At 36.4% G+C, this 25,659-nt stretch carries 19 protein-coding genes and 1 pseudogene; 13 read left to right on the top strand and 7 right to left on the bottom strand.

Annotation, left to right across the window (positions count from 1 at the left end; translation table 11 throughout):
* Nucleotides 1–46: 46 nt before the first annotated feature.
* The 3 genes from BN3107_RS15475 to BN3107_RS15465 form a co-directional block, all read right to left on the bottom strand.
* The gene (locus BN3107_RS15475; protein WP_058308527.1) at nt 47–886 is read right to left on the bottom strand and encodes a MerR family transcriptional regulator; all 840 of its coding nucleotides are present in this window, start codon (nt 884–886) and stop codon (nt 47–49) included.
* Between the two features lie 83 nt (nt 887–969).
* Complete coding sequence (locus tag BN3107_RS15470) at nt 970–1,617, bottom strand: response regulator (protein WP_058308526.1); 648 nt, start codon at nt 1,615–1,617, stop codon at nt 970–972.
* Entirely contained in the window at nt 1,618–2,445 is an 828-nt protein-coding gene (locus BN3107_RS15465) for a sensor histidine kinase (protein WP_058308525.1), read from the bottom strand.
* Nucleotides 2,446–2,614: 169 nt separating this feature from the next.
* On the opposite strand from BN3107_RS15465, the gene BN3107_RS15460 reads away from it, so the two are divergent.
* The 4 genes from BN3107_RS15460 to BN3107_RS15445 all read left to right on the top strand — a co-directional run bounded on the left by BN3107_RS15460 (nt 2,615) and on the right by BN3107_RS15445 (nt 7,982).
* On the top strand, nt 2,615–3,199 hold the full coding sequence (locus tag BN3107_RS15460) for a copper resistance CopC family protein (RefSeq protein WP_058308524.1): 585 nt from the start codon (nt 2,615–2,617) through the stop codon (nt 3,197–3,199).
* Nucleotides 3,200–3,202: 3 nt separating this feature from the next.
* Nucleotides 3,203–4,294 (top strand): copper resistance D family protein, encoded by a 1,092-nt coding sequence (locus BN3107_RS15455; RefSeq protein WP_058308523.1) that lies wholly within the window; start codon nt 3,203–3,205, stop codon nt 4,292–4,294.
* A gap of 158 nt (nt 4,295–4,452) precedes the next feature.
* A complete protein-coding gene (locus tag BN3107_RS20165; RefSeq protein ID WP_231735357.1) occupies nt 4,453–6,486 on the top strand; it encodes a BMQ_0737 family morphogenetic spore coat protein in 2,034 nt (677 codons plus the stop codon).
* A 176-nt stretch (nt 6,487–6,662) separates the two neighbouring features.
* Entirely contained in the window at nt 6,663–7,982 is a 1,320-nt protein-coding gene (locus BN3107_RS15445; RefSeq protein ID WP_058308522.1) for a hypothetical protein, read from the top strand.
* Between the two features lie 186 nt (nt 7,983–8,168).
* Here the strand turns inward: BN3107_RS15445 and BN3107_RS15440 are convergent, their stop codons facing one another.
* Nucleotides 8,169–9,014, bottom strand: a complete 846-nt coding sequence (locus BN3107_RS15440) for a CvfB family protein (protein WP_058308521.1) — start codon at nt 9,012–9,014, stop codon at nt 8,169–8,171.
* Nucleotides 9,015–9,616: 602 nt separating this feature from the next.
* Between BN3107_RS15440 and BN3107_RS15435 the strand changes: the two genes are divergently transcribed.
* The 5 genes from BN3107_RS15435 (at nt 9,617) to BN3107_RS15415 (ending at nt 15,163) form a co-directional block, all read left to right on the top strand.
* Nucleotides 9,617–10,471: a sugar phosphate isomerase/epimerase family protein gene (locus BN3107_RS15435; RefSeq protein WP_058308520.1), complete on the top strand. Its 855-nt coding sequence runs from the start codon at nt 9,617–9,619 to the stop codon at nt 10,469–10,471.
* Nucleotides 10,472–10,487: 16 nt separating this feature from the next.
* The gene (locus BN3107_RS15430) at nt 10,488–11,258 is read left to right on the top strand and encodes a sugar phosphate isomerase/epimerase family protein (RefSeq protein ID WP_231735355.1); all 771 of its coding nucleotides are present in this window, start codon (nt 10,488–10,490) and stop codon (nt 11,256–11,258) included.
* 228 nt (nt 11,259–11,486) lie between these two features.
* Entirely contained in the window at nt 11,487–12,626 is a 1,140-nt protein-coding gene (locus BN3107_RS15425) for a DUF2264 domain-containing protein (RefSeq protein WP_058308519.1), read from the top strand.
* A gap of 18 nt (nt 12,627–12,644) precedes the next feature.
* Nucleotides 12,645–13,637 carry a hydroxyacid dehydrogenase gene (locus tag BN3107_RS15420; RefSeq protein ID WP_231735353.1) on the top strand — a complete coding sequence of 331 codons (993 nt, stop codon included), beginning with the start codon at nt 12,645–12,647 and terminating at the stop codon, nt 13,635–13,637.
* Nucleotides 13,638–13,801: 164 nt separating this feature from the next.
* Nucleotides 13,802–15,163, top strand: a complete 1,362-nt coding sequence (locus BN3107_RS15415; protein WP_058308518.1) for a hypothetical protein — start codon at nt 13,802–13,804, stop codon at nt 15,161–15,163.
* A gap of 53 nt (nt 15,164–15,216) precedes the next feature.
* Here the strand turns inward: BN3107_RS15415 and BN3107_RS15410 are convergent, their stop codons facing one another.
* On the bottom strand, nt 15,217–15,693 hold the full coding sequence (locus tag BN3107_RS15410; protein WP_058308517.1) for an MFS transporter: 477 nt from the start codon (nt 15,691–15,693) through the stop codon (nt 15,217–15,219).
* Between the two features lie 147 nt (nt 15,694–15,840).
* Here BN3107_RS15410 and BN3107_RS15405 point away from each other — a divergent pair, with 147 nt between their 5' ends.
* From BN3107_RS15405 to BN3107_RS15390, 4 genes and pseudogenes are all read left to right on the top strand, one after another.
* Nucleotides 15,841–17,073, top strand: coding sequence for a helix-turn-helix domain-containing protein (locus BN3107_RS15405; protein WP_058308516.1), 1,233 nt, complete (start codon nt 15,841–15,843; stop codon nt 17,071–17,073).
* Nucleotides 17,074–17,303: 230 nt separating this feature from the next.
* Nucleotides 17,304–18,770 (top strand): annotated as a pseudogene (locus BN3107_RS15400) (IS1182 family transposase); the annotation flags it as partial.
* Between the two features lie 299 nt (nt 18,771–19,069).
* Nucleotides 19,070–19,999, top strand: coding sequence for an alpha/beta fold hydrolase (locus BN3107_RS15395; RefSeq protein ID WP_058308515.1), 930 nt, complete (start codon nt 19,070–19,072; stop codon nt 19,997–19,999).
* 458 nt (nt 20,000–20,457) lie between these two features.
* Nucleotides 20,458–21,582: a hypothetical protein gene (locus tag BN3107_RS15390; RefSeq protein ID WP_058308514.1), complete on the top strand. Its 1,125-nt coding sequence runs from the start codon at nt 20,458–20,460 to the stop codon at nt 21,580–21,582.
* Nucleotides 21,583–21,646: 64 nt separating this feature from the next.
* Here the strand turns inward: BN3107_RS15390 and BN3107_RS15385 are convergent, their stop codons facing one another.
* Both BN3107_RS15385 and BN3107_RS15380 read right to left on the bottom strand, forming a co-directional pair.
* Nucleotides 21,647–23,638 carry a bifunctional diguanylate cyclase/phosphodiesterase gene (locus tag BN3107_RS15385; protein WP_058308513.1) on the bottom strand — a complete coding sequence of 664 codons (1,992 nt, stop codon included), beginning with the start codon at nt 23,636–23,638 and terminating at the stop codon, nt 21,647–21,649.
* Nucleotides 23,639–24,033: 395 nt separating this feature from the next.
* Nucleotides 24,034–25,179 carry a response regulator gene (locus BN3107_RS15380; RefSeq protein ID WP_058308512.1) on the bottom strand — a complete coding sequence of 382 codons (1,146 nt, stop codon included), beginning with the start codon at nt 25,177–25,179 and terminating at the stop codon, nt 24,034–24,036.
* Between the last annotated feature and the right edge of the window lie 480 nt (nt 25,180–25,659).

Here is a 25,659-nt window from a genome sequence, read left to right as displayed (position 1 = left end):
GCAATTTCATACAAGAGAAAGTATAAACCTTCAAGTTACTTTAATGTCAATTGTTTTTTTCTACTGGTATTTGAATCCAGTTTAAATAAGCTGTTTCATCTTGAATGACCGACTCGTCAAGCAAGGCTATTTCGATCGGGGGACCAGAAACGCGATAGCCATCTTGTTCCAACTTTTTCAATGCAGAAATATAACTTGATTTAATGGTTTCATATGATCCAAGGTGTGGATAACACGCGTATTTGCCAGCGTTCAAATACGATGTTTTTAAACCATCTTTTTCCTCATGAAGTACTTCAAAAACAGCTTGATACTTAACAGGTCCTTCGTTAAAAAGACTATCTAGTTCCACGATCGATCCAAAATCGCCTGTGAAAAATCCGGGATAATCAATTCCAGTTAATGAGAGTTCTTCTAAATCATTTAAATACAACATATCTGCTTCTTTCATTAAATCAATCGGTTCATCATTATAGAGATAAGAAATTGCTCGCGCTGGAAAGGAACGATAAATTAAGGTAGGGTTTGCAGAAAGAGAAAGTCCCTCATCAATCGTGGCAATTTTGCCTTTGATTTTTTCAGAAACCTTCTTTAGTCTTTCTGTTTCTGCCTCTACCTCTATCAGTTTTTGTTCAAGAAGCTCTTTTGTATTTTCTGGAGTTCTTTGCTCTAAATGGCTCTGTATATCTTTGATTGAAAATCCATTCTTCTTTAAGAAAATAATGGTATCCAATACGATGAATTGATCAATAGTATAGTAACGATACCGGCTGTTTGGATCCGTATATTTAGGTTGAAATATGCCGATCTCATCATAGTACCGAAGCTTTGAGGTCGAAAGTTGAAATAACTTTGCTAATTCTCCAACCCGGAAATGTTGCTTCATCACCTTACCTCCCATATTTTTAGGACAGCTTCCTGGGTGAGTTTCGCTAATGATCAATGGAAAGTCAGTTTATGAAAAAAAGATCATTCGAAATCCATCAACCCTTGCTTATAAGCATAGCTGGTAAGCTGTACCCGATTTTCGAGATGAAGTTTACTTAATATATTTTTTAAATGGCTTTTTACTGTGTGTTCTGATAAATAGAGACTATCTGAAATAGTACGATTAGATAGTCCTTTTGCTACTAATTGCAGTACTTCTAATTCCCTGTTGGATAAGGGAATGTTTTTATCTTTTTTAGTCTGGTTTTGAGGGAATTCTTTTAAGATTTGCAATGCGATTTCTTTTGACATCGGTACCTCATCCAGTGCAAAAGCTTTTAGATGCTCTATCCAAGTTTCTGACTGAATATTTTTTAATAAATATCCTTGTGCCCCATTTTTTAAGGCGTCGAATAAATCCGTTATGTCATCAGATACAGTTATGATTACGATTTTCACAAACGGAAATTGCAGTTTGATTCTCTTGGTTGCTTCCATTCCATTCATTACAGGCATATTAATATCCATTAAAATAACATCAGGCATTAATTCCTTTGTGAGTTGGAAGGCTTCCAGCCCATTTTTCGCCTCACCAACTATAATGAAATCTTTATATTCTTCTAATATTTCTCTAATACCTTCTCTTGCATGTGTGTGATCGTCAACAATAAGTACACGAAACGGCTGCATTTAGCTTTGCTCCTTTTTTAGAGTAATGGTTGTTTCGTTCTCTTTTCGTTCAAGGGAAAAATGCCAGTTCATATCAATAGCACGATTTTTTAGAATATGTAGGCCATAACCTTTGCTATTTCGTAAGGCTGTATCTGAAAATCCAATTCCACGATCTTTGATTTGACATATCCAACCATTTTGTTGTTCAAATGCGTTGATCCACATTTCATTGGTATTTGCATGCTTGATCACATTCATGACCGCTTCTTTCATACAAGCAAATAACTCTACTTTTTCTTTAGCAGTTAGCATATCCTCACTGATATGCCATTGAAGATGAATGTTGATCGAGTGATTTGATTTAATTTCATCGAGAAATTGGTTGATCGTTTCTCTCCAGCTTATTGGTGTTTGATTTGGAGTATATTTCAAATTCGTAATAGCTTGACGTGTATCATCATGGATATGTTGTAACGTTTGCTTCATTTTTTGAAAGTCTTGATCATGCTCTAATTGATTCTTTCTGTTGAATTTATTCATTTTTACGGAAAGCAGAAATAGCGATTGGGCAATGCCATCATGTAATTCTTTTGCTAACTTGTCTCTCTCTATTAGTTCAATTTTTTTTGTTTTTTCTTGTCTTAATTCATTTTGCATGTGTTCTAATCTAGTAAACAAGTGACGGAGAAAAACGAGTGTCACAACAAAGACAAGGAAGGGGGAAAGGTAATTTCCAACTTCCATTGAAATATAGGGCAGTAAAAATTCATGTCTTATATATTCCCATAGTGCGATGGTGATCGTAGGTGTAAGCAAAATCAGCCATTTAATTTGATTGTATGTCAAGTTTTCACCTTTTTCTATTTCAAATATGTCTATATTTTAACATTAAATGATCAGGATGAGTATTTGAGCATTTAAAATCACTCTTAAGGGGTATTATCTTCATTTCTTTTTCACCTTATAATATTTTAGAGATTGAATTTGTGTAGGAAATATTAGGAGGAATAAATATATGAAACGTGTCATTATTATGATCATAGGAATTCTATTGATCAGTCCATTAGCTATAAGTGTACCGGCTCTTTCCCATTTAGAGGAGTCTAATCCGTCAGATGGGGAAGAGGTCATGGAACAAGTGGAAGATATTGTTCTTATTTTTGACGGTGCAATTGAAGAAGGAAGCACATTAGCGATAGCTAATACCAGTGGAGAAGCGATTGACGTACAAGATACCATTATAGATGAAAGTACTCTTACAGCTACTCTTAGTCAGCCGCTTCCTAATGATGAGTATGAAGTGAATTGGAGTATTATTAGTACTGATGGTCATCCGCTAGAAGGGAACTTTATGTTTACTGTTAATGCGCCTGTCACCGAAGAGACGCAAGAGGAAGAAGCATCCGAGCAATCTGAGGTGGAGACGAGTGAAGATGAAACTCTGGAAGAAGAGACAACAGATACTACTGAAAGTGAAACTTCTGCTGCGGATAACGAAGAAACGGAAAGCACAGATAATATGTTTTTTATTACCCTTTTTATAGTTGTTGTCATTTTTGCAGTGGTTGGTATGATTCTTATGATAAAAAGAAGGAAATAACAAATGATTCTGCTTCTTGTTGTTAGTCAATTATTATTATATTTATGTTTAGCAGTGCTAACAGGCAGTTTTATATTAATGATAGTGCCTGAGCGTTATCGACCGGATATAAAAATGAAAAAGTCGTATTTGATAGTTGCGGCGATTGTGATACCTATTGTTTCCTTTGTTCCAGTTCTTGAGACTATTCTGTTTGTTTCAGATAGAATAGGTCTCTGGCAAGCTTTGCAAATGGTACCTGCAACTTATACTGTCGGGAATGCTTGGATCTTTACTTGTATAGGTACTTTTTTGTTACTGGTGTTTTTGTTGGTGGCTCGCCTATCTGAAAAAAGGATACTTGGTGTAGTCGGTCTGTGCTTATCCTTTTGGTTGATGCTGACGATCGCTTTATCAAGTCATGCTGCAACTGTTGATGCTACTATAGGTGTTGTAGCTGATTTTGTGCACTTAGCGGCAGCTTCTATTTGGGTAGGTGTTATTTTTATTATCGGCTGGTGTTCGACGAATCATCATAATTGGAAGGCATTTCTCAAGTGGTTTACTATCGTGGCTGTTGGTTGCCTATTCTCGATTGTCATTAGTGGTTTACTATTAATGGGTACACTTGTCGATGATTATATGAAGGCTTGGCTTGTTTCCTATGGACAAGGCTTGCTAATTAAGCATTTATTTTTACTGCCGTTGTTTTTATATGCCCTCATAAATGGATTTCTGATGAAGTATTTGGTATCCAAAAATGATTCGTTTAATCCGCTCCCATGGTTGCGTTTAGAAGGGATTATTCTATTTATTATTTTTACTATTACGGCCATATACTCTCAACAATCACCAGCATATGGTAACTATCTTTCTAGTGACATGGTATCGCCATTGTTTCAGTTTTTTCATGATGCCGATCAAATAAATGCGAATAGCATGGTTTATTTTGCCCCCGGTGAAAATAGTATTTATTTTTTCTTTCTCAATATTGTTGTAATAGGTTTAACGATAGGGTCATTTTTAAAGAAACTACCATTGTCTATTTCATTTCTTTGTAGTTGTTTGGTTGTTCTTTGTATATATATCACATTAATGATTTCGATTGCTGTATGAGTGAAACACCGGGGACGGTTCTCCTGTTTCACTCATAATAAAGAGATGAAACAGAAGAACCGTCCCTATGTTGCAAAAAGGGCTAAAGATCTGCTTCCCTTTTATCAAGTTGATACATAGAATACGTTAACGATGTATCAAAAAGTAGGTGACCGATATTGAATCCTGAATTATGTGAACTGCTTGAAAACGGTGGAGTGGTCTCATGTTTTCTGAGTGATGAAAGTGGTAATCGGCTTGATCCTTTTGCCCCTTCGTCTCATTTATGTGAAGAAATAAATAATAAAACAAGAGAGAATGTAACAACCCGGTTAGCTAGTGGAGAAGAAGTTGAGCTCCAACGAGTGGTATTGCGAAAATCTGGTTTTATCGTTGTAGAGGTATCCAATAATATCGACACGTGTACTTCGGCGCCTATTCCTTTTTGTCAGATAGAAGAGGTATTATTATGTGCACCAGAAGGCGTCGACGTTCGCTGCACGATTACGGATTTTACTTGTAACGCATTTATCCATTGTCAAAATGGAAGCTATCAATCAATAGATATATTGCTTACCATTTGCCAAGACATTAAAGCGATCCATCCTGCTACGATAGAGATAAATGCCGATTTTTGTCAGCCTAGACAACCTTTTGTTCGCCCCTCATGTCCAACAATCGTACCACCTCCTTTATGTGAGGATGAACCATCACTAGAAAAAAAGGAGCTTGTTCAATTTAATGAAAGTCCTGCATTGCAACAAACAGAAGCAATTTGTATGCGAACAGAAAAAGTGTATGATTGGATCTCACAGCAAGCGACTATTGAGATTCACAAAACGGCTGATGCAGTGCCGATTATTTGTGATGTATGTTCGATTGGTTTATTTGTTCCTGCTGTCATTGTTTGTGAACGAACGATTTCAGGTACGGTAACTTGTGATGGTGAGCCTGTTGCGAATGCACCAATTACATTTACAGCGTCACCTGATATTGTAACTATTGCTCCTGAACCTGCCTTTACAAATGAATTTGGCCATTTTGAAGCAGTGGTAACTGTTCCAGAAGGTACTGAGCCAACGGATATAACAATAACCGCACATACTGTTGTTGAAGGGCAATCACTTTCGATCACATTACCGACGATTGTTCGCTGTTTAGCAGAGCCGTGTATACTATTATTATTTGGGCCAGAATCAATGGAGTGTAATGATGTTGTTTCAGGTCGCGTCCGTTGTGGAAATGATTTTATTCCTGAAGTAGAAGTAACACTTACGGCAAATCCTGCAATCGTAAATTTTAATCCAAATCCAACGTTCACAGGATTAAATGGTAACTATTTCTCAGGGATTTCAGTGCCACCAGGAACACCACCAACAGATGTCGAGATCACAGCTTCTGCGGAAGTAGACGGGCAAGCCTTGGCTGACTCGATTACAGTCAATGTAGCATGTGACAGTGATTGTGAATTAACACTAACAGCTGATCCACTTATAACGTGTGAAGGTGAAATATCAGGAACCTTATTATGTGATGGCGCACCTGTAGATGGTGCAGAAGTGACATTCAGTAATTTCCCTGTGATTGGTACATTTGCTCCGAACCCTGTCACAACTGCAGCAGATGGTACCTTTTCTACTACACTAACGGTCCCAGAAGGAACACCATTATTATCAACAACTATAACCGCATTTGCGACAGTCAACGGTGACATCGTCTCTGACACAATCTGTATTCAAGTAGAATGCCCGGAAGAGGAGTGCCCTTGCAAATTTAGAATCGGTGTTCAAGGAGGATCTGCACCTGCTACGGCAGATATTACCGTAAATGGTGCCCCGTCGACGTTATCTGGAACTATTAATGTTACAGCCGTACAATGCTTTGTAGCTGCACCAATGTGTAATCCTGCTGTTGATAATTTCAATGTTGCATTTGGTAGTGGTGGTAATACGATTAATTTCATCCTTGGTAGAAGAATTGAGATCGAATGTGATGGTAACACGTTTGCCAGAGTGAGAGGTACAGCACGTGCTTCGGGAAATGTCTTTCCAAATGCAATTTATGAAGTCACGATTACGTTAATGATTGGCCCTAGTAATATTGGCTCGTGGACAGTAAATGCAACAGACTTTCATGGCAATACATTTGCAACTGCTTTTACGGCGGCGACTAGTCCGATAACCTTTATTGGCGATTGTGAGGATACACCTTAAATAGAAGAATAGTACTGTTTATTAATCTATGAAGTTACTAAATGGATAGTCCCTAAAACTAGCATTATCAATAAAATTAATCTATGATAAAATGAGACTTTCATCAGTGGGAGTATAAGACTCCCACTGATTGCTAGTAAAACTTATCCGGGATCATATTTAGGGGCGTGTTCATCATGAAAATAAAGAAAGCGGATTCAAACAGTCAACAAGTTTCCTTTCGTACGCTTTTATATTTTTTTATTCCGCTCGGCTTATCCGCAAGCTTGGTAACCATTTCACATGTAATTATCAATAGTACACTGGCCCGTGCGCCAGAGCCAGCGGTTGTCATTGCCAGCTATTCTGTTGCAATGAGTCTTTTTGCTTTATTAGAACGTTGTGCCGTCATATTACGACAAACGTGCTCGACATTAGTACGAGACCGTATTTCTTATAAATTAATGAAAAATGCGACATTTTATGTGTTAGCAGCTATTTTTTTGTTAAGTCTTATCCTAGCTTATTCCCCTTTGGGAGAGGTTTTCTTTTCTGGATTGCTAGGTGTTAGTGATCGAATGCTTCAGCCAACAATAGATGCTTATCGCGTTCTGATGTTTGTTACGATTTTTTCAGGGGTTCGTTGCTTGTATCAAGGTGTGATTATCTCCAATCTAAAAACAAAATGGCTGACGATTGGGATGGTTATACGTTTGATAGCTATGGCTTCTTTAGCTTGGATTTTACTTGAGAATAATTTGGTGAATCATGGTTATATTGGAGCATATATCTTTTTAGCTGGTATGGCGGTCGAGGCACTTGTGAGTGTTCTGGAAGGAAGGTTGATTGTTAGGGAGTTACCGCAAAAAAAGGACAAGCATCGTATAAGGCAACAATCACAGATCTTTCGTTTTTATAGCCCATTGATGGTGGCATCTCTGATCGCGGTCAGTGTCACACCCACCATTAATGCAGTTCTTGGCTGGAGTACGAAAGCTGAAATTGCGATTGCTTCTTATGCAGTTGCGTTATCTGTTGTGCATTTATTGAATAGTATTGCTTCCTATGTACATCAGATCGTGATCAATTTTTATCCAAAAGATCAGGGTGCAGTGCTTCGTTTCACGGCAATAATGAGTCTGATCCCGAGCATTATGTTAATGATTATTGGCTATTCGCCTCTGGGAATATGGATTTTCGAAAATATCATTGGGGTATCTGGAGAATTACTTGATCATAGTATTCTGGCATTACGCTTTTTCGTACTATTCACACTCTGTTTCCCTTGGATTGATTTCGCCAATGGGATCTTGATGATTCGAAATAAAACAAAGATCATGTCCTTTTCGCAAACAGGAAACGTGGTGGCAGCAGTCGCTTCCTTGTTCATTCTTATTTTCGTTTATCCGGATGGGGGAGGATCGATTGGCGCTTTGGCCCAGTCCATCGGTTTTCTGTTCGAATTAATTATTCTTTCGATATTTTTAAAAACTGCTGCAACGGTAAAAAATAGATGATGTTAACGGGAATTAACTCGCTGTAGACGGGAATTCTCCGTCTCTTCACGGGAATCGCTGCTTATTCCTGTCAAGATGAACTTAATTCCCGTGAAGAACAAGATGATTCCCGTCAAGAGGAGGTGAATTCCCGTGAAGCCGATTTTAGAATCATCGGTAAAGCAGTTAAATTCTCTTTTAAAGACATTACCGTATTAAATACGTCTTTCCATTGTCTTGTTTGATTTTTCTTTCCTTCATCAATTTTCCGAGCGCTCGTTTGAATGCCGCTTTACTTATATGAAACGTATCTCGGATTGCTTCTGGATCACTTTTGTCAGAAAAGTGAATAATGCCATCATTTTCTTCGAGATATGTTAATATTGCTTCCGCATCCTCACCGATACTATCCTTTTTTAACGGTCTTAACGACATATTGATTGTGCCATCCTCTTTGACATCAATCACTCGACCTTCCACTCGTTCGCCTAAGCGTGGCTCTTCTTTTTGTTCGCTATGATGGATAAAACCGCGATACCCTTCTTCCGTTATACATACAGAACCTTCTCGACCTGTACGATAAATACGTCCACTGATTTTTTTGTTAAATAAGTCCTCTGGTGCTGCTTCAAATTCTCTCTCAAATATGCTTTCTGTTGCAGGAAGTGCGAGTAGACGTCCTTTTTGATCATTGCCTAACGTGACATAGAGCTGATCGCCTGCTATTGGCCATACATCTTCAAATAGTGGAAGATCATCTTTTGAAACAAGAATTTCCTTAGTTGTACCAATGTTTACAAAAACACCTATGTGTGGCAAAACTGCAACGACTTCCGACCAACCGTAGTGATCAACTTGAACGCGTGGTAATTGAGTCGTCGCAATCGTTTGGGCTTTTTTATTTTGATAAAGAAAAACTTCGACAAATTGTCCTTCTTCAAGATCGGAGTCTGCTTCATTATGGTGCAAAAGAATATCGTCTTCCAGCACATAACCTGTATCCATTTCTCTTACTACTTCCAACGTTTGAATCGTTCCTATACGTTTATTCATATCAAGACCTTCTTTCTTCATATGTATTGGAAAAGGGGCACTCTTACAATAAGAGTACCCCTTTGATTGATAAAGTAACACATAAGATTTATTATTTTTAATCCCGATAAACTCGGGTGGGAAATTTCATAATTGGAATTTCACTTAACCGCGGTACGTGTTCCACTGGAATTTTCTAACTTAAGCAACGTAAGCCCTACCTGCTCTTACGTCCTTGCGACCCCTTAGTCGCGCCAGTGTGAATAAGCATCTTCAAAAAACTTCATGTAGAATGCCAGATACTCTTATTTGTTACCTCACATTTGTTAACTGATGAATTATCTCACATAAGTAAAAAGATGTCAAGTGATTATTTATTTTAGCCATTTTTTTGCAAGTGGGAGTATATAAAAATTTAAGTTCTAAATATGAGAAAATTCTTCATATTTTAATAAGACAAACTATCCGTCTTTTAGTAAAATTAATAGAACTATCAAGGAAATTTCAATTGGTTGAGCAATTTCAGTCAAATGAAGAGCAATAAGCTTTAAGCATCGAATGAAAAAAATTGATACTATTTGAATAAGGATTAAAGAAAACGTTTACAAAAAGGGGTAATAATTATGAAATATTCTGTATTTTCCGTAATGGCTCATGATCAATCACCTGAAGAGTTATTGCCAATTATGAAAGAAGCGGGTTATCAAGCAGTCGAATGGCGATTTAAAGAAACACCAGAAAGTGTAAAGCAAGAACAGACAAGTTTTTGGGGGAACAATAAATGTACCATTGATCCAGGAGCTTCAGACGATCAATTAGCAAAACTCAAACAATTAACCGCTGAATATGGAATCGAAACATTAAGTGTGACACCTTATTTAACAGATGACTTAGAAGAGACAGAGCGAGTCTTAAAAGTGGCAAGCAAACTTGATGCGTCGTTTATCCGTTTAGGCGTTCCAAAGTATAATCGAGAGGAAAATTTCCAAGAGTTATTCGAAAATGCAAGACAATATATGAAAGAAGCTGAAAAACTGTGTAGCAAATATGGGGTGAAGGGACTTATTGAAACACACCACAACACGATTGCGACAAGCGCTTCTGCAGCTTTTCGTTTATTAGAAGGATTGGATTCTAAGTATGTGGGTGTTCTTTATGATCCAGGTAATATGGTGCATGAAGGATATGAGAATCACCTTCTCGGTATGCAATTGTTAGGAGATTATTTAGCACATATCCATATGAAAAACGCAATATGGGTCAAAGATGCTGAAACAGACTCGGGAGAAGTAAAATGGCAAGTGGATTGGGCGCCAGTAGAAAAAGGAATCGTGGATTGGCAACAAGTTATCAAGGACCTTAAATCTGTTGGTTATGATGGATATATCGGAATTGAGGATTTTAGTAACCAATACGACACTGCAACTGCTCTGGGTCACAATTATAAATGGTTGGAAAAATGGACACAGCAATTCTAAAAAAAACAGGAAAGGAATGGTCGTCATCAAGATAGGTGTATGCGGAAGTATAGAGGATGCAGTACTAGTGAAAGAAGCAGGTTATGATTTCCTTGAATGTACGGTTGTATCATTAGTTCCAGACAATGACCAAGATTTCGAGAAATTGTACGAAAAGTATAAACAAAGTCCCATTCCAATTGAAACATGTAATATTTTGCTTCCAGGTCATTTACGTGTTACAGGTCCGAATGTAGATTTTGTGCAATTAGAAACGTATATTAACAAGGCTCTGTATCGAGTCAATGCAATAGGGGCTGATACAGTAGTATTTGGTAGTGGTGGTGCACGAAGCTATCCGGATGGTTTTTCAAAAGAAGAGGCAGAAAAACAAATCATCCAATTCCTGAAAATGGTTGCAGGTGTTGCTGAACCTCTAGGGATAACGATTGTGATCGAACCATTGAACCAGAAGGAAAGCAATATCATTACAAGTGTACCTGAAGCCATTGCCCTTGCCGAAAAAGTAAACCGACCGTCGATTCAGGTGTTAGCCGATTTATATCATATGATGGAAGAAGCTGAACCTATTGAAAACATCAAACCAGCTGGTCACCTTTTACAGCATGTCCATGTAGCCGACAGTAGTCGATTGGCACCGGGGACAGGGGATTATCCTTATGATTATTTACGAGAGCAGCTAAAAAGTATAGGATATGATAAAAGAATTTCCATTGAATGTGATTGGCAGGATTTTTCGATTGAAGTTAAACAAGCCAAGAAATGTTTAGATCGCATCTTTACATGATCTAAATGCATCTACAATGAGGGGGATCGGATGGTGAAAAGAGTGTGATTATAAAAGTTAACGCACTTTCGACTTAAGTTTCCTTCTTCAAGCGTATGAAATGTTATCCGGATGGAAAGAAGCCTATGACAACATAAAAGATGATAAATAAATATTGAAAAAGGTGAAACATATTATGCCTGCTAAATACAAACCAAACAATAAAATAGATGAAGAGGAGTTGAGAAAATGGAAACTCGCAACTATTGGCTAAAAACCATGCAACAGATAGCGGAACCAGTAATCGACGCTTCATCTGTTGGGAAATTAAAAAGGCGTATGCCTGTAGAGGAAATCGAGGGGGCTGATCGTGATCAGTTTTCACATTTAGAGGCATTTGCTCGTACTTTAAATGGCATCAGTGCCTGGCTTGAAGGAAAAGCCATTGATAAAGAAGAAGCCAATTTGCAAGCAAGGTTTGCTGAAAAAACTCGCCAAGGGATTGCACATGCAGTTGATCCAGCATCACCTGATTATATGAATTTTGCAGATGAAGGTCAGCCATTAGTTGATACCGCTTTCCTAGCTCAGGCGATATTACGTGCACCGACACAGCTATGGGAGAAATTAGATGCATCGACAAAAAAACAGGTGATTACTGCTTTAAAACAGACGCGCATCTTCAAACCACACTTTTCTAATTGGTTGTTATTTTCTGCAATCATTGAGGCTTGCTTATATCGTATAGGGGAAAAAGATTGGGATCCAATGCGAATAGATTACGCTCTAAAACAATTCGATCAATGGTATGTAGGTGATGGACATTACAGTGATGGGCCTGCTTATCATGCCGATTATTATAATAGTTATGTGATCCAGCCGATGCTTCTAGACATTATTGATGTGGTTGGTGCTACTTATGCAGATTGGCAGTCCAGAAGAGACGATTACATTGAAAGAGCCAAGCAATATGCGCTTTATCAAGAACGATTGATTTCACCAGAAGGTACATTTCCGCCAATTGGACGTTCTCTTGCTTATCGTTTTGGTGCTTTTCATCATTTAGCCAATCAAGCACTGCGTAACGAATTACCAGCCTCTCTTCAAGAAACTCAAGTGAGAGAAGGCTTAACAGCAGTAATTAAGCGTACTTTTCAATCTAATCATATGTTTGATGAAAATGGTTGGTTGACAATTGGATTAGCAGGACATCAAAAAAGTACTGGAGAGCATTACATATCAACAGGAAGTCTCTATTTGGCAACGTTTATTTATTTGCCGCTCGGTCTTGATGCTAAAGCAACTTTTTGGGAAGCACCTGCTCAAGATTGGACAGGTAAAAAGGCGTGGACGGATCAAGAGTTTCCGATTTATAAGTCTATCAAATAATAAAAGGAGGTGGGTTGTTTGAAAGGTATCTATATTATGAATCAAGCACCTTTTTCACTTGTGTACCCTGAATATATTAGAAATGAAATTGATCAGCTAGTGGATATCCATCATGACGTAATGAGTACTGAAGAAGTGAAGAGAGACCCCTCTGTTTTAAAGGAAGTAGATCTGATTTTGTCTGGATGGGGAGGTCCGACATTAGATGAAACGTTTCTTCAACATGCACCAAATCTCAAAGCTTTCTTTTATGCAGCCGGTTCCTTAAAGACGATTGTCACAGATGCTGCATGGGAAAGAAATATTACTATTACGAATGCGGTACATGCTAATTCTGTTCCAGTAGTTGAGTTTACATTGACACAACTATTATTTTGCTTGAAGCGAGGCTGGCATTTTGTAAGGATGATTGAAGAGAATCGAACTTACCCTTCCAAACCATATCAGTTAAGTGGTGGATTTCGCAGCAAGGTTGGCATTATATCCATGAGCACTGTTGGCAGGGGTGTTTGTGAATTACTAAAACACTTTGATCTGGATGTCTATGCATATGATCCTTTCATGACCAAAGAAGAAGCAGAGTATTATCAAGTAACACCGACTTCTATTGACGCTATTTTTGAACAATGTGATATTGTGTCCCTACATGCCCCGCTGTTAGAAGAAACAAGAAATCTTATAGAGGGCAAACATTTTCAAAGTATGAAGGAGAATTCTAGTTTTATTAATACTGCTCGTGGTGCTATTGTAAATCAGGAAGAAATGACCAAAGCCCTGCAAAGACGTCCTGATATAACAGCCGTACTGGATGTAACCAACCCAGAACCACCACCAGCAGATTCTGTATTGTACGATATGAAAAACGTCATCCTCACCCCCCACCTAGCAGGAAGTGAAGGAGCAGAATGCGGCCGAATGGGACACTATATGCTAGAAGAATTAACAAGATTTCTAAATAATGAACCACTTAAATGGCAAATCAACCAAGAACGCTTTTCCAGCTTAGCTTGAAGTGAAACAGGGGGACGGTTCTCCTGTTTCATTATCTTATTTTTGTTTAAGAAAAAGTGTAACACGACCATCGTACTTATGTTTCATGATATAATAATGGTAGTCCAAGAGGTTGAGTATAACTATTACTCGACCTCTTATTATGTTAGAAAGAGGGAGTAAACATGTTAGAGGCTGTGCATCGGCGTTTTTATATAATCTATGGATTGTTATTTTTGGTGTTTCTGTTTGCGCTTGCAATAGGAAGTGTGCAATTTGAAATTGTGGTAGCAATTTTTGCTTTTTTAGTTTTTATGCTTTCCTGGATATGGGCGAGTAATCTATTTAAAACAATCAGTATTCTTTTTTTTATAATTGGAGCGAGCTTAAGTGTAGGAAGTGGTGTGTCCTTTGATGAGATTATCCGTCATATTCTCACTTCTTTACCAATTTTAATCTTTCTAAGTTTATTGCCGTGGATTCGGACTGTATTTAAATTGGGTACATATGATCAATACTTAGCCCAGTTATTAGTTAGTAAAAATGGTGACTTAGCCCAACTTTATAGTAAAAGTATCGCCACGACGTATTCCTTATTAATTTTTCTTAATATATCCGCGATTTACTTAGCCCAAGAGTTATTGCGTGAGAAATTAGTTTCTTTACCAGAGAAAATAAGAAACTCATTTATTATCGAAACGACATTACGTGCATTTTCGGTTGCGATTATTTGGAGTCCTATGGAGATTGTTGTTGGATTGACCGTCGATGGAACGGGTGTTAGTTATTTGGTGTATTTGCCATGGCTTTTGCTTAGCTCCTTTTTAATCGCCTTATTGGACATCCTAATGTCGAAAAATCGCTACAAAGGATGGGAGATTAAGTCCGCCTCAGAGAGCATTGCTTGGTCCGTTTTATGGCCGCATCTACTGAAAATGTTTGGGATGTTAACCATCTTTTTAGCACTTATTTTAACGGTAAATAAATTAACTAATATGAGTTTTATTTTAAGTGTTACATTGGTGATTTTACCATTTTCGTTTTTATGGTCGATTTTAATAGGAGCAGCGGGTACTTTTCTAAAGGATGGCTGGTATTCTTGGAAAAATTATACGAACCATCTTCAAAATTTTGCTGTTTTATTTTTGTCATTAGGTTTCTTTTCGGGAGGGTTTAATCATAGTGCCATTCCTTCTTTGCTTCAGCAGTTGATGGGTTCGATGCAGGATTACCTCATTGTGGTTTTTGTGTTTATTACGGTCATCTATTTTGTCATGGCAATGGTTGGTGTTCATCCGATTGCAACGGTAGCGATATTGTTAGAGGTCTTACAGCCAATGTTTGCCTATGTTAATCCATTAAGTGTCGGGATTGTCTTAATCATATCAGCACTAGCCACCTCGGCATCATCACCATATGGTATAAACGCAACGATGACATCGCAAAGTATGAAAATAAACCCATACACCATCACCAAACAAAATATTCTGTTTTCACTGATGATGAGTGTAGTTGGGATTGTAATAGCGTTGGTTGTTAACGGGTGATGAAACATGGGGACGGTTCTGCTGTTTCACTTTCTCTTTATTGTATTAATCCCCTATTTAGGAAGAACATGAAACAACAAGAACCGTCCCTGTGTTTCAATAGCAGTATAGATAATATGAACAAGATTATAAGTAATGGCAATATAAATTAACATTCCAACTGTGCCAAAATCAGGTACGGTGAAGAGCATTATCGCAGCGATTACAAAAGGAATAGCTAACCATAACAACCAAAGGCGTGCTTTCCCATGTTTAGAATTCGTTTTATCTACCACCACCCCCATGCCGATATCGGTAATACCATCTAAAAATCGTGACAGTAATATGATGGTACCTACTGCAGCAGCAGATGCTCCAGCTACATCGGTGTAATAAAATACGAGAAATGAAGATACTGCAGCGAAAATCAGGTTACTGGCAAAGTCACCTGCCCCGTATCCTAATTTTTCTCCAAAGCTTATTTTTGTTCCTTGTGATGTCTTACTATCTGCACTTGTCTTTACTGTTTCCACTTTTTTAGAAACTTCCATTAATACTCCCCCTAGCGTAATTGAGTGGTTTTAATATCTTGTATTATAGTTGTTAATGAGGTATATTTTTGGTAATATACTTACTTTTTTTGTATATACCTAATTGAAAATAAAGCGTTTACAAAGAATGTTAGGAGGTAGTTTGTGATGAATTTTCGTAGTAAAGAAGATATCATTTATTTCAGTAAGCTTATTTTTGAAATGAATAATATTCCAATATTTTATATTCATCAAAAAGGAGAAGTGGATATATCTTTTCCATCAACCTTTGTATGTAATCCGATATATTCTTCCTTAAATGACCTTATAACACAGTTAGGAGTGGATAATGATTCAATTAATATCCCCGTATTACGGAATACTAATTTTATGGAGCATTTTATCACTATAAAAATCGAAGAAGATCATGGAAATTTTGGGATATGGATGTTGGGGCCATGTCTACATAATAAAGTAGATGAGGAAACAATTATTGGAATTGTGAATGATTGTCAATTAATCAAGAAAAAAGAGGCGATAATGGCTTATTATGATTCATTATCAATTATTAATAGAATGTCGTTAATGAACACGGGGATTTTAGCGACTTATTTAGTAAGTTTTAATCAATTATCTATTACCGATGTGATTCAAAAAAATAGCTATCTTACAATCAATCAAACTACTGACATTAATCCTGATCTTTATCTGATCAGAAACAGGCAGGATATTTCTTTTCATCATTCGTTTGAAATGGAAAAAGCTATTTTTCAATGTGTGAAAGAAGGAAGAAAAGATGCTTTAATTGAACAATTGAAGGTGTCGGCACAAGGTGGTAAATTTGGCGTATTGTCTAAAAAAAGTCATATTCGAAGTGAGAAGAACTTATCTGTTGCCTGTATAACACTTGCGACTAGATATGCTATTGAAGGGGGACTTCATCCTGAATTAGCTTATACTATGAGCGACCTGTATATTCAATTAATAGAGGATTTACATAAGATAGAGGAGGTTCGAACTGCTACAAATGAGGCATTGTGTGATTTTGCCGACCGTGTACATAGAGTAAAATTTTATCATTATTCAAAGCCCATTAACGATTGCCTTGCATATATATTTCAACACTTATATGAAGATTTTTCGATATCAAAGCTAGCTGATGTAACTAACTTACATCCTAATTATTTATCGAAATTATTTAAAAAAGAAGTCGGTATAACACTAAGTGAGTACATAATAAACCAAAAAATAGAAGAAGCAATGAAGCTACTCACCAACACCAAACACACCCTATCAGAAATCTACACATGGCTAAACTTCCATGACCAAAGCCACTTCACCAAAGTATTCAAAAAACACACCGGCACAACCCCAAAGCAATACCGCGTGAAACATGGGTGAATGAAACATGGGGACGGTTCTACTGTTTCATTTTTTGCTTACTCTACTCGCGAAATGAAACAAAAGAACCGTCCGGGACCAGTGAAAAAGTCACCGAATTCCCCTGTATTTTAAAAAAGTCATTAAATAATAGATTTTTGTGACATTTTAATAAGATATGTCACTATAAAAACCCCCTAAATGGTATAATTAGTACGTCCAAATACCAAACCATTAGGGGGTTTTTCTTCATGCTTCGAAATCATTCAAAGCAATCTAGTTTTCACTCTGTATTATACGATAAAATTCCAGAAAATCATATACTAAAAGTCATTTCTTCTGTCATTGATTTTAGCTTTATTAATATATTGCTAGAAGACACCTATTGTAAAGATTTTGGGCGTCCAGCAAAAGAACCGGAAATGATGTGTAAGCTACTTTTTCTTCAACACTTATACAATTTATCGGACGAAAAAGTACAAGTAGAAGCTCGTTTAAATTTAGCTTTCATGTACTTTATAGGCATTTATCCTGAAGATGAATTACCCGACAAGAGTCTTCTTTCCAAATTTAGAACACATCGTCTTGGAGAGGATACACTTGATGGTATCCTCACAGAAATGGTACGTCAATGTGTGGAAAACGGCATATTACAAGGGAGTAGTGTGAGCATAGATGCCACGCACATTATGGCAAATACAATTAAGAAAACGCCTGAGCGTTTAATGAAGCATTTAGCACGAATGATTGTTCATGCATATGAAACAGAAACTGGAAAACAAATTGATGGTTTACCTGAAATACCAAATTATGAAGAATTATCCGATCACCGAGAAGCAAAAGCACGTATGAAATCTTACTTGGAAGAAGTGATCGATCATGTGGAAAAGCAAATGACAGACGATCATGAGCTTACCAGCTCCTGGATTCAGAAGGCGAAGGACATTCTTTATGACCCTAAATTTATAAATCAAAAAGGGGTTCGCTCCATTGTGGATGAAGATGCAAGGGTAGGTCGCAAAAGTAAAACAGAATCGTTTTATGGATTTAAAGCAGAATTTATGATGACTACTGTGGAACGCATTATTACGGCCGTTCGTACGGGACACGGTGCTTATTTGGATGGTAGCTTCATGAACGAGATATTGGAATTAACACTTAAAAGCGGAATGACTATCGAAGAAGTATATGGAGACAAAGCTTACTTTAGAAAACCAATATTAGAAGCAATTGAAGCCATAGAGGCACAACCTTTTATTCCAGTTAGTTCTACCGTATATCGTATAGATGAATCTAATTTTACTTATAACAAAGATTCGGATGAATGGTCCTGTAGCCAAGGTAATACCACGGTCAAAAAGAAATATTTCACATCAAAAAACAAGGACGGGGAAAGGCAAGGATATAAGTATTATTTTGATATCGAGCAGTGTAAAGCATGTCCGTTACATGATTTGTGCGCTAAAAAAGCAGCACGTAGAATTCTAACAGTTGGTTTAAATACGGCAGAGTTCTACGACATATCTCAATATCAAAAGAGAGAAGAATTTAAAGAAAAATATAAAAAAAGAGCTTCTATTGAAGGGAAAAATGCGGAGCTTAAACGATTCCATGGCCTATCTCGAGCAAGGGGATATGGTCTATTCAGCGTGTCTCAACAATCAAAGTTAGCAGCAATAGCAACAAACATTAAGCGGATAGCAGCAATAGCATCCGCCTAATAGCCTCAAATACCCCTAAAAAATTACCGAAAATTCATACAAAAACAATTTTTGGCTTTGTTTAGAATCCCTTCTTTACTATCTCCAATAAAAAACATTACTTTTTCACTGATCCCGAACCGTCCCGGTGTTTCACGTTTGACAGGGCTTACATAATTTGCTATGTTGATAGTAAGTTAATAGATTGTGATGAGATATGGAGACACACTAAATTTTTCGGGCGAGTAGGAGGATTTGGTGTGTTTTTTTATTTTTTTCGCAGTCTTTTTGCTAATAGAAAGAGGAGGAGATATGACATGGCATTACAAGAAGTTCAATTTGTTTCCGTTAATAAAAAAGATACGATTAAGGCGTGGATTTATTCACCGGTTGGTAAACCAAAAGGAATCGTTCAACTTGTTCATGGGTTTGGAGAACATTCTCGGCGTTATTTTCATATGATACTCGCTCTTAATGAAGCAGGTTATATCGTAGCGGCAGATGACCATGTGGGACATGGCAAAACAGCGTATGATTCGGGCAATTGGAGTGACTGGGGTGACAAGGGTTATACCACTATGGCCGAAGACGAATATCAACTAAGAAAAATAGTACAAGAACAATATAGTGATCTTCCTTATTTTATGTTTGGTCACAGCATGGGATCGATGATTGTAAGAATTCATGCAGCAAAATATGGAGATGGTATTTCTGGATTGATTTTATGCGGTACATCTGGAGAATTTCCACATGCAAAAGAGATTGCTAACAAGCTTAGTGAAGAAATTGACAACGGTAATGGGGAGAAAGTGGATGCCGAATACTTGCAGCAATTGCTGGGTTGGATGACGGATCGAATTGACAATCCATTAACACCAAATGATTGGATAAGTGGCGATCCTGAAGTGGTAGCAGATCATGCGAATGATCCATTTAATAACTTCACTTCACCACCTAATATCCGCTCCTTATATAATTTTGTACAAATGATGGAAAATATCGTTGGAAAGGAATGGGCGGAAAAAATACCTCAAAATGTACCGGTATATAACATTGCCGGTGATCAGGATCCAGTAGGTCTCTATGGCGAAGGCGTGTATGCCGTTTCCAACTGGCTTGCAGAGACAAACCATCAAGTCAAAACAAAAATCTACTCCGGTTATCGCCACGAAATCCACAACTATCGAGACATTCGTGACGAAGTGGAAGAGGGAATTATTGAATTTATCAACGATATTGTTAATTGAATCATGACAGATAAGTAGAAGTCATAACGCGTAATGAAATTATACTCGTTGTGGCTTTTTTATTACGAATAACTTATGATTACATTCTTTGTATGTGACTTTCCAGTATTCAAATGGATATATTTTAGAATGACTAGATAGTAATAATTGATAGTAGGATTAATGGATTGTATATGTTAAAATATGTAATATCTATTTTTATCATGGGGTAAAGGTCATTGATCGGTTGAACGAACGCTAACTGGTAGTGAAAAAATGATGGACTGAATTCTCACTATATATGAGACATCAAATATTGCAAAGGTATATCCATTTTTATATGGAATTAAAGTCAGATATTTTTAAAGAGTGTTAATTCTTAGATGAAAGGCACATTACGACTGTTTAATTTCTGCCTGATTAACCATAAACGAAACACAAGAACCGTCCCTGTGTTTCGTAGTTTTGAGGTGATACTATTGGAAGAAGTAAACCATGAACCTATACGTTATGATAGTAAACAAAAAACAGTAACGAATGTTGCAAATATTATTGGAGTTATTCTGTTGGGTGTACCTGCAATTGCGCTATTTATTTTCGGTTTAATTGTCTTATTTACTGGGAACTACGCTATATTTGTGTATTTGTTTTTTATGAGCTTTATTCTGGGATGGGGATGTTGGAAGCTATCTCGCTTTATTATTGGATCAAAGCGTAACAGGTATTTGATGGATCTAAACGAAGATGGGATTCGGGAAAAACATTACAAAAATAATAAAGAAATATCTGATAGATTAATCCTTTTTAAGGAAATGGAATACATACTCATCACTAATTATATCCGACGATCGAATATATACCGGCAACGTGATGTCTTCCACTTGGATAAGATAATCTTCATTAAATATGGGGATAACTATTTTATAAAACGGTTTGAAGATCCGAATGAATTAGCAGAGTGGATGATACGTCTTCAAGATAAAGGAAAGGAAATTCATTATTCTGACTATGATTTATCCGAGGTCTATAAACTAACTTATGAGTATCAAATATCTTATCCTTTTGATAAAGTAGATGGATTCAAGTTAAACGATTGGGATGTTTTTTTCGAGAAGATGGGAATGTGGTCTTATAATCCTTTCCTAGCTGAGAAATGGCTGGATGATTCTCTGGCTGAACAAGTGAAACAAATAAAAAAGAAAAAAACTAAAAAATGGGAATGGAGAACAGCATCTATACTTGTTTTGTATAGTATTGTTATATTACCAATTGTGCTCCCTCTAGTTCCTGTAGAACAGGTTGAGTTTCTATTTGAAGAGGAAATCTATACATCTTTTGTTTTCGTCATTTATATCTTTCTTCCCTTTATTATGACTTTTTGGCGAAGTTATACGAAATGGTATCTCCCATTTCTTTATTTAGGGAGTCTCATCTTAGGGAGCTTTCCTATATTAGGTGTACTTTTGATGTTTGACATCCCCCCTTTGTTTGACTTAATGTTCGTGGATTTTATTCTTATTTTTATGTTTTGGTATGTGCTGTTATTAGCTACAAAGGTATTAAAAATAATTCACCATTTTATTTATAAACGTAACTTATTTTAAATGAATGATATTAGGAGTCAACAAAACTAAATTAGAAGTAAAACATGAAACACAAGAACCGTCCCTATGTTTCATGTCCTATCGTCCATTCTTGTATGTTTTCGATTTTGAGTGGTTTGCTGTAGTAGTAGCCTTGCATGACATAGCAGCCTAGTTTTGTTAAATGGTCGATGTCTTTTTCTAGTTCGACTCCTTCGGCGATGACATCTAATTCTAATGATTCGGCTAATACGATGATTGCTTGTATGATCGCTCGTTTACTTGGATTGTCGATGTCCATTGTAAAAATTCGATCTAACTTGACTGCATTAATCGGTAAGACATCCAATAACCCTAATGATGAATAACCTGTTCCAAAGTCGTCCATTGATACTTTTACACCAAGTGCCTGAATCGCTTCAAGTTGCTTTATAATATCGTTTAGATCATGTAACATCATTGATTCCGTGATTTCAAGCTCTAAATATTTAGGGTCTAAATTTATCTTTTCTAAAATGAATGAGACTTGTCCATATAATGTGCCAGTATGAAAAAGGCTTGGAGATATATTGACAGCTACTGTCTGCATGATATTTTGGGAGTGCCAGTGTTTGCACTGTTGACATGCTTCTTCAATGGTCCATCTAGTCAAAGGTACAATTAAACCCGTTTCTTCTGCTATCGGAATAAATTCACTTGGTGCAATAATCCCCAAACGAGGGTGCTCCCAACGGATCAAGGCCTCAAACCCGTATAATGTATTTGTTTTGACATTCCATTTTGGTTGATATTCCATATAAAATTGATTTTCCTTTAGCGCTCTTTGCAGATCCTTCTCTAACTCCATTTTTCGTACTTCTTTTAAACCCATTTCTGTTGTGTAGACAGAATATTGATTTTTTCCTTGCTTTTTGGCCACATACATAGCAGTATCAGCCGCTCTCAGTAATTTAGTATGATCTGCTTCGTCTACGGTATCAATTACAATCCCAATACTTCCTGTAACATAAAGCTCATTACCATTAATGTGAAAAGGTTGTTTAATTTCTTCTAGTAGTGAGTTGGCTAACTGTTCCAAATCTTCTAACTCACTATCTTTTGTTATAATTAGAAATTCGTCCCCACCAATTCGATAGGTATTAATCTGATCATTTTGGAGTTTTTTCAATAGTTCGCCCATTTTTATTAATAGTAAATCTCCTGTATCATGTCCTAATGTATCGTTAATTGCTTTAAAATGATCAAGATCTAAGTATAATACGCCTAATTTTTCACCTGTTGGCTGTTTATTCAAAAAACGGTTCATTTCATTTCTATTGGATAAGTCTGTTATCGAATCCTGATAGGCCATTTTTTCTAGCACATAGCGATCAAAAAACATGGTAATCCATGAAACAACAATAATTAGGAAGATGGTAACAATGACACTATACAATAGAAATAGATTGATAGAAGTGCTACCCTGCATGGATTCACTATTCATATTTGGAATCGTAGTAGCACTCATCCCGGTGTAGTGCATCCCACAAATAGCAAATCCCATGATAATAGCTGATAACCACTTCGTCCAACTCATATTGCTATGATTCCGAAAACGAGTAAATAGGAATAGGGCTGCATATGATGCGACAAAGGCAATAATGATTGATAAGAGTACTTTAGATGCTTGATAGGAAATGTCTGCTTCCATGATCATGGCTTCCATACCTAAGTAATGCATGATCACAATGCCGCTACCCATACATAATCCACCTAATAATATCTTTTTACGGTTGATTATTTTAGGCATGGTGATGTAAAAGGCAATAAATGAAGAAGCTATACTGGCAAACATGGAAAGTAACGTAATAAACACATTATATTCCACCGTTACATGCATGTGATAGGCAAGCATTCCAATAAAATGCATCGACCACACACCAGCTCCCATAACAATTGCTCCAGATGTTAACCAGAAAATTCGATTTTTACCTGTTGCATTTGAAATTTTCGAAGTAATGCTAAGCGCTGAATAGGAGGAAATAATCGCAATGATTATCGATAGTGTAACTAAATAAAAGTTATAGTCTGCTTCCAACGGTATCTAACTCCTCTCTGGATAGACAATGATCGTGATGCGTAAATAACGCTAGCAAATCTATCTTTTCTCTACCTTAGGATTAAAATTATAATCGATTATTCTCAACAAATTATAAACAAAAAGTTGAATCGTTTAGGCATATTTAACCATAAAATATATCGTTTATTAGACTTTATAATAACATAATTAGTGTTGAAAGGTGACAAAATTGTTTGAAGATAAATAATGATTCCAAGAAAAACATGGAAGAATTAAAAAAGGAGCAGATTATAGGAAAAGGTTAGCAAAGTTTTTTAAAACTAAAAAACTACATAGATAAGTGTAATATTGAAAACCTATCTATGTAGGGGGCGTATATTTCGATTTATATGAATATGTTAACCTAGGATAATTCATCGTGATTCTTGCTTAATGTTAGTGGTGGACCAATTGTTATACCAACTTGTAATCTCTGGATTCATATTTAAGTTTAATTCGTCCAAGCTCTTTTTTAATTCCTTATATTGAAAGTCTACTAACATTCGATATTGAAGGATTGCATATATTCTCATTAAAGAAAAAGCAGCTTGTTCATCTTCAGGTCTATTTTCCAATATAATAGTATACCAAGCTACAGCTTTTTCGAATAAACTGTTCTGCTGGTAACAATCAGCCATTAACTTTGCATAGCGTAACCAAGTCTCCTCTAATTTAAAGCGATCTGCTTGAAGCCAAAGATAATCATGAGAATTCAAATAACTACCACGATATAAACCCATTATTTCTTCGTACTTACTTAAGTTATCTATGTTCAAGTCTGGTCGATGAAATAATTGCTTTTTCCATTCCTTAATATCCAAACTTACATTTTTAAAATTTAATAAATATCCGCCGTTCTGATTCGTAATCTCAATATAATCATGCATCTCTCTTAGTGATTGACGAATATTGTAGATACTCACATATAAATGAGAGAAGGCTTTATCAATATCCACTTCCTCCCATAATGCTTCAATTATCTCTGACTTTAAAACTACTTTTCCTTCATATTGTAACAAATATAAAAATAATTCTTTTGATTTTGCTGTTCGCCAATTAATAGTTTGTGGTGCTTCTTTATCATTAAATTGAAATTCCAGATCTCCCAAAACTTTTATGAGAAGTTGTGGAGATGATGCTTTGTTATTACTTGCAATGTCACTGTTCGCTTTATTAATTCTCTGCAACGTTTTTTTTAACCTTGCTACTGTTACTGGCTTCAGGAGATAATCCAGTGCATGCATCTCAAATGCTTCTAGCGCATATTGACTATGCGCTGTCACGAACACGATTTGGATATTAGGATTGTACATTGTTATTTGTTCAGCTAATTCCAACCCATTTATCTCAGGCATTTCAATATCGAGAAAGACTAGATCAATATCTCGAAACAAGTTACTTGTTTTGTCAGGCAATGACTCAGTAAAGGTGAATAGTACGTTGATATCATTAAAATTATGTAATTGATGCTTAAGAAACTCTGCAGCTAAAGGTTCATCATCAAATATACAAACGTTCATGCGTTATAACCTCCAAAAATTTTAAAACAAAAGATAGTTCAAACGGTGCACGATGGTTTAATTAGGTGTGAACCATTTATTCGTAAAAAAGAATTGTGTATCTGTTTATGGAATATTTTACATGTATTTCTAATATAAATCAAAAGTGGTGAGCCATGTAAATGAAACTTTAGACTTGGTGATATTTTGTTATTAGTGGTAATTGTTTAAGAATTTGTTTAGCAGCTACCTATATAATCCAAAAAGAATGGTATGCGTAAACTAAATCTTTTTAAACTCCAAAAGTCATGAAATTCTTTACGTTTAGATATATGGCAAATATCCCATAGGTAAAGTAACAACTAGATGCTCTAAATAGAATTTATAGGTTGTAATAAACTTCCTGTAAATTCTGTTGTGTAATGAGTTATCACAATACACTAGCATGTCTTTTAAGGAAAATAGGCTGATAGTTTTCGCTACTACCAAGTGTGTAGGGAT

Source organism: Gracilibacillus massiliensis, from assembly GCF_001458115.1.
GTDB lineage: Bacteria > Bacillota > Bacilli > Bacillales > Amphibacillaceae > Gracilibacillus > Gracilibacillus massiliensis.
This window is presented reverse-complemented; position numbering and strand designations above follow the sequence as displayed.

Bases quoted from the DNA above. Each gene is read 5' to 3' on its own strand.
- BN3107_RS15445 (WP_058308522.1), top strand. From the start codon at position 6,663: ATGAAAATAAAGAAAGCGGATTCAAACAGTCAACAAGTTTCCTTTCGT.
- BN3107_RS15425 (WP_058308519.1), top strand. From the start codon at position 11,487: ATGGAAACTCGCAACTATTGGCTAAAAACCATGCAACAGATAGCGGAA.
- BN3107_RS15380 (WP_058308512.1), bottom strand. From the start codon at position 25,179: ATGAACGTTTGTATATTTGATGATGAACCTTTAGCTGCAGAGTTTCTT.
- BN3107_RS15460 (WP_058308524.1), top strand. From the start codon at position 2,615: ATGAAACGTGTCATTATTATGATCATAGGAATTCTATTGATCAGTCCA.
- BN3107_RS15475 (WP_058308527.1), bottom strand. From the start codon at position 886: ATGAAGCAACATTTCCGGGTTGGAGAATTAGCAAAGTTATTTCAACTT.
- BN3107_RS15455 (WP_058308523.1), top strand. From the start codon at position 3,203: ATGATTCTGCTTCTTGTTGTTAGTCAATTATTATTATATTTATGTTTA.
- BN3107_RS15395 (WP_058308515.1), top strand. From the start codon at position 19,070: ATGGCATTACAAGAAGTTCAATTTGTTTCCGTTAATAAAAAAGATACG.
- BN3107_RS15435 (WP_058308520.1), top strand. From the start codon at position 9,617: ATGAAATATTCTGTATTTTCCGTAATGGCTCATGATCAATCACCTGAA.
- BN3107_RS15440 (WP_058308521.1), bottom strand. From the start codon at position 9,014: ATGAATAAACGTATAGGAACGATTCAAACGTTGGAAGTAGTAAGAGAA.
- BN3107_RS15410 (WP_058308517.1), bottom strand. From the start codon at position 15,693: ATGGAAGTTTCTAAAAAAGTGGAAACAGTAAAGACAAGTGCAGATAGT.
- BN3107_RS15430 (WP_231735355.1), top strand. From the start codon at position 10,488: ATGGTCGTCATCAAGATAGGTGTATGCGGAAGTATAGAGGATGCAGTA.
- BN3107_RS15470 (WP_058308526.1), bottom strand. From the start codon at position 1,617: ATGCAGCCGTTTCGTGTACTTATTGTTGACGATCACACACATGCAAGA.
- BN3107_RS15415 (WP_058308518.1), top strand. From the start codon at position 13,802: ATGTTAGAGGCTGTGCATCGGCGTTTTTATATAATCTATGGATTGTTA.
- BN3107_RS15405 (WP_058308516.1), top strand. From the start codon at position 15,841: ATGAATTTTCGTAGTAAAGAAGATATCATTTATTTCAGTAAGCTTATT.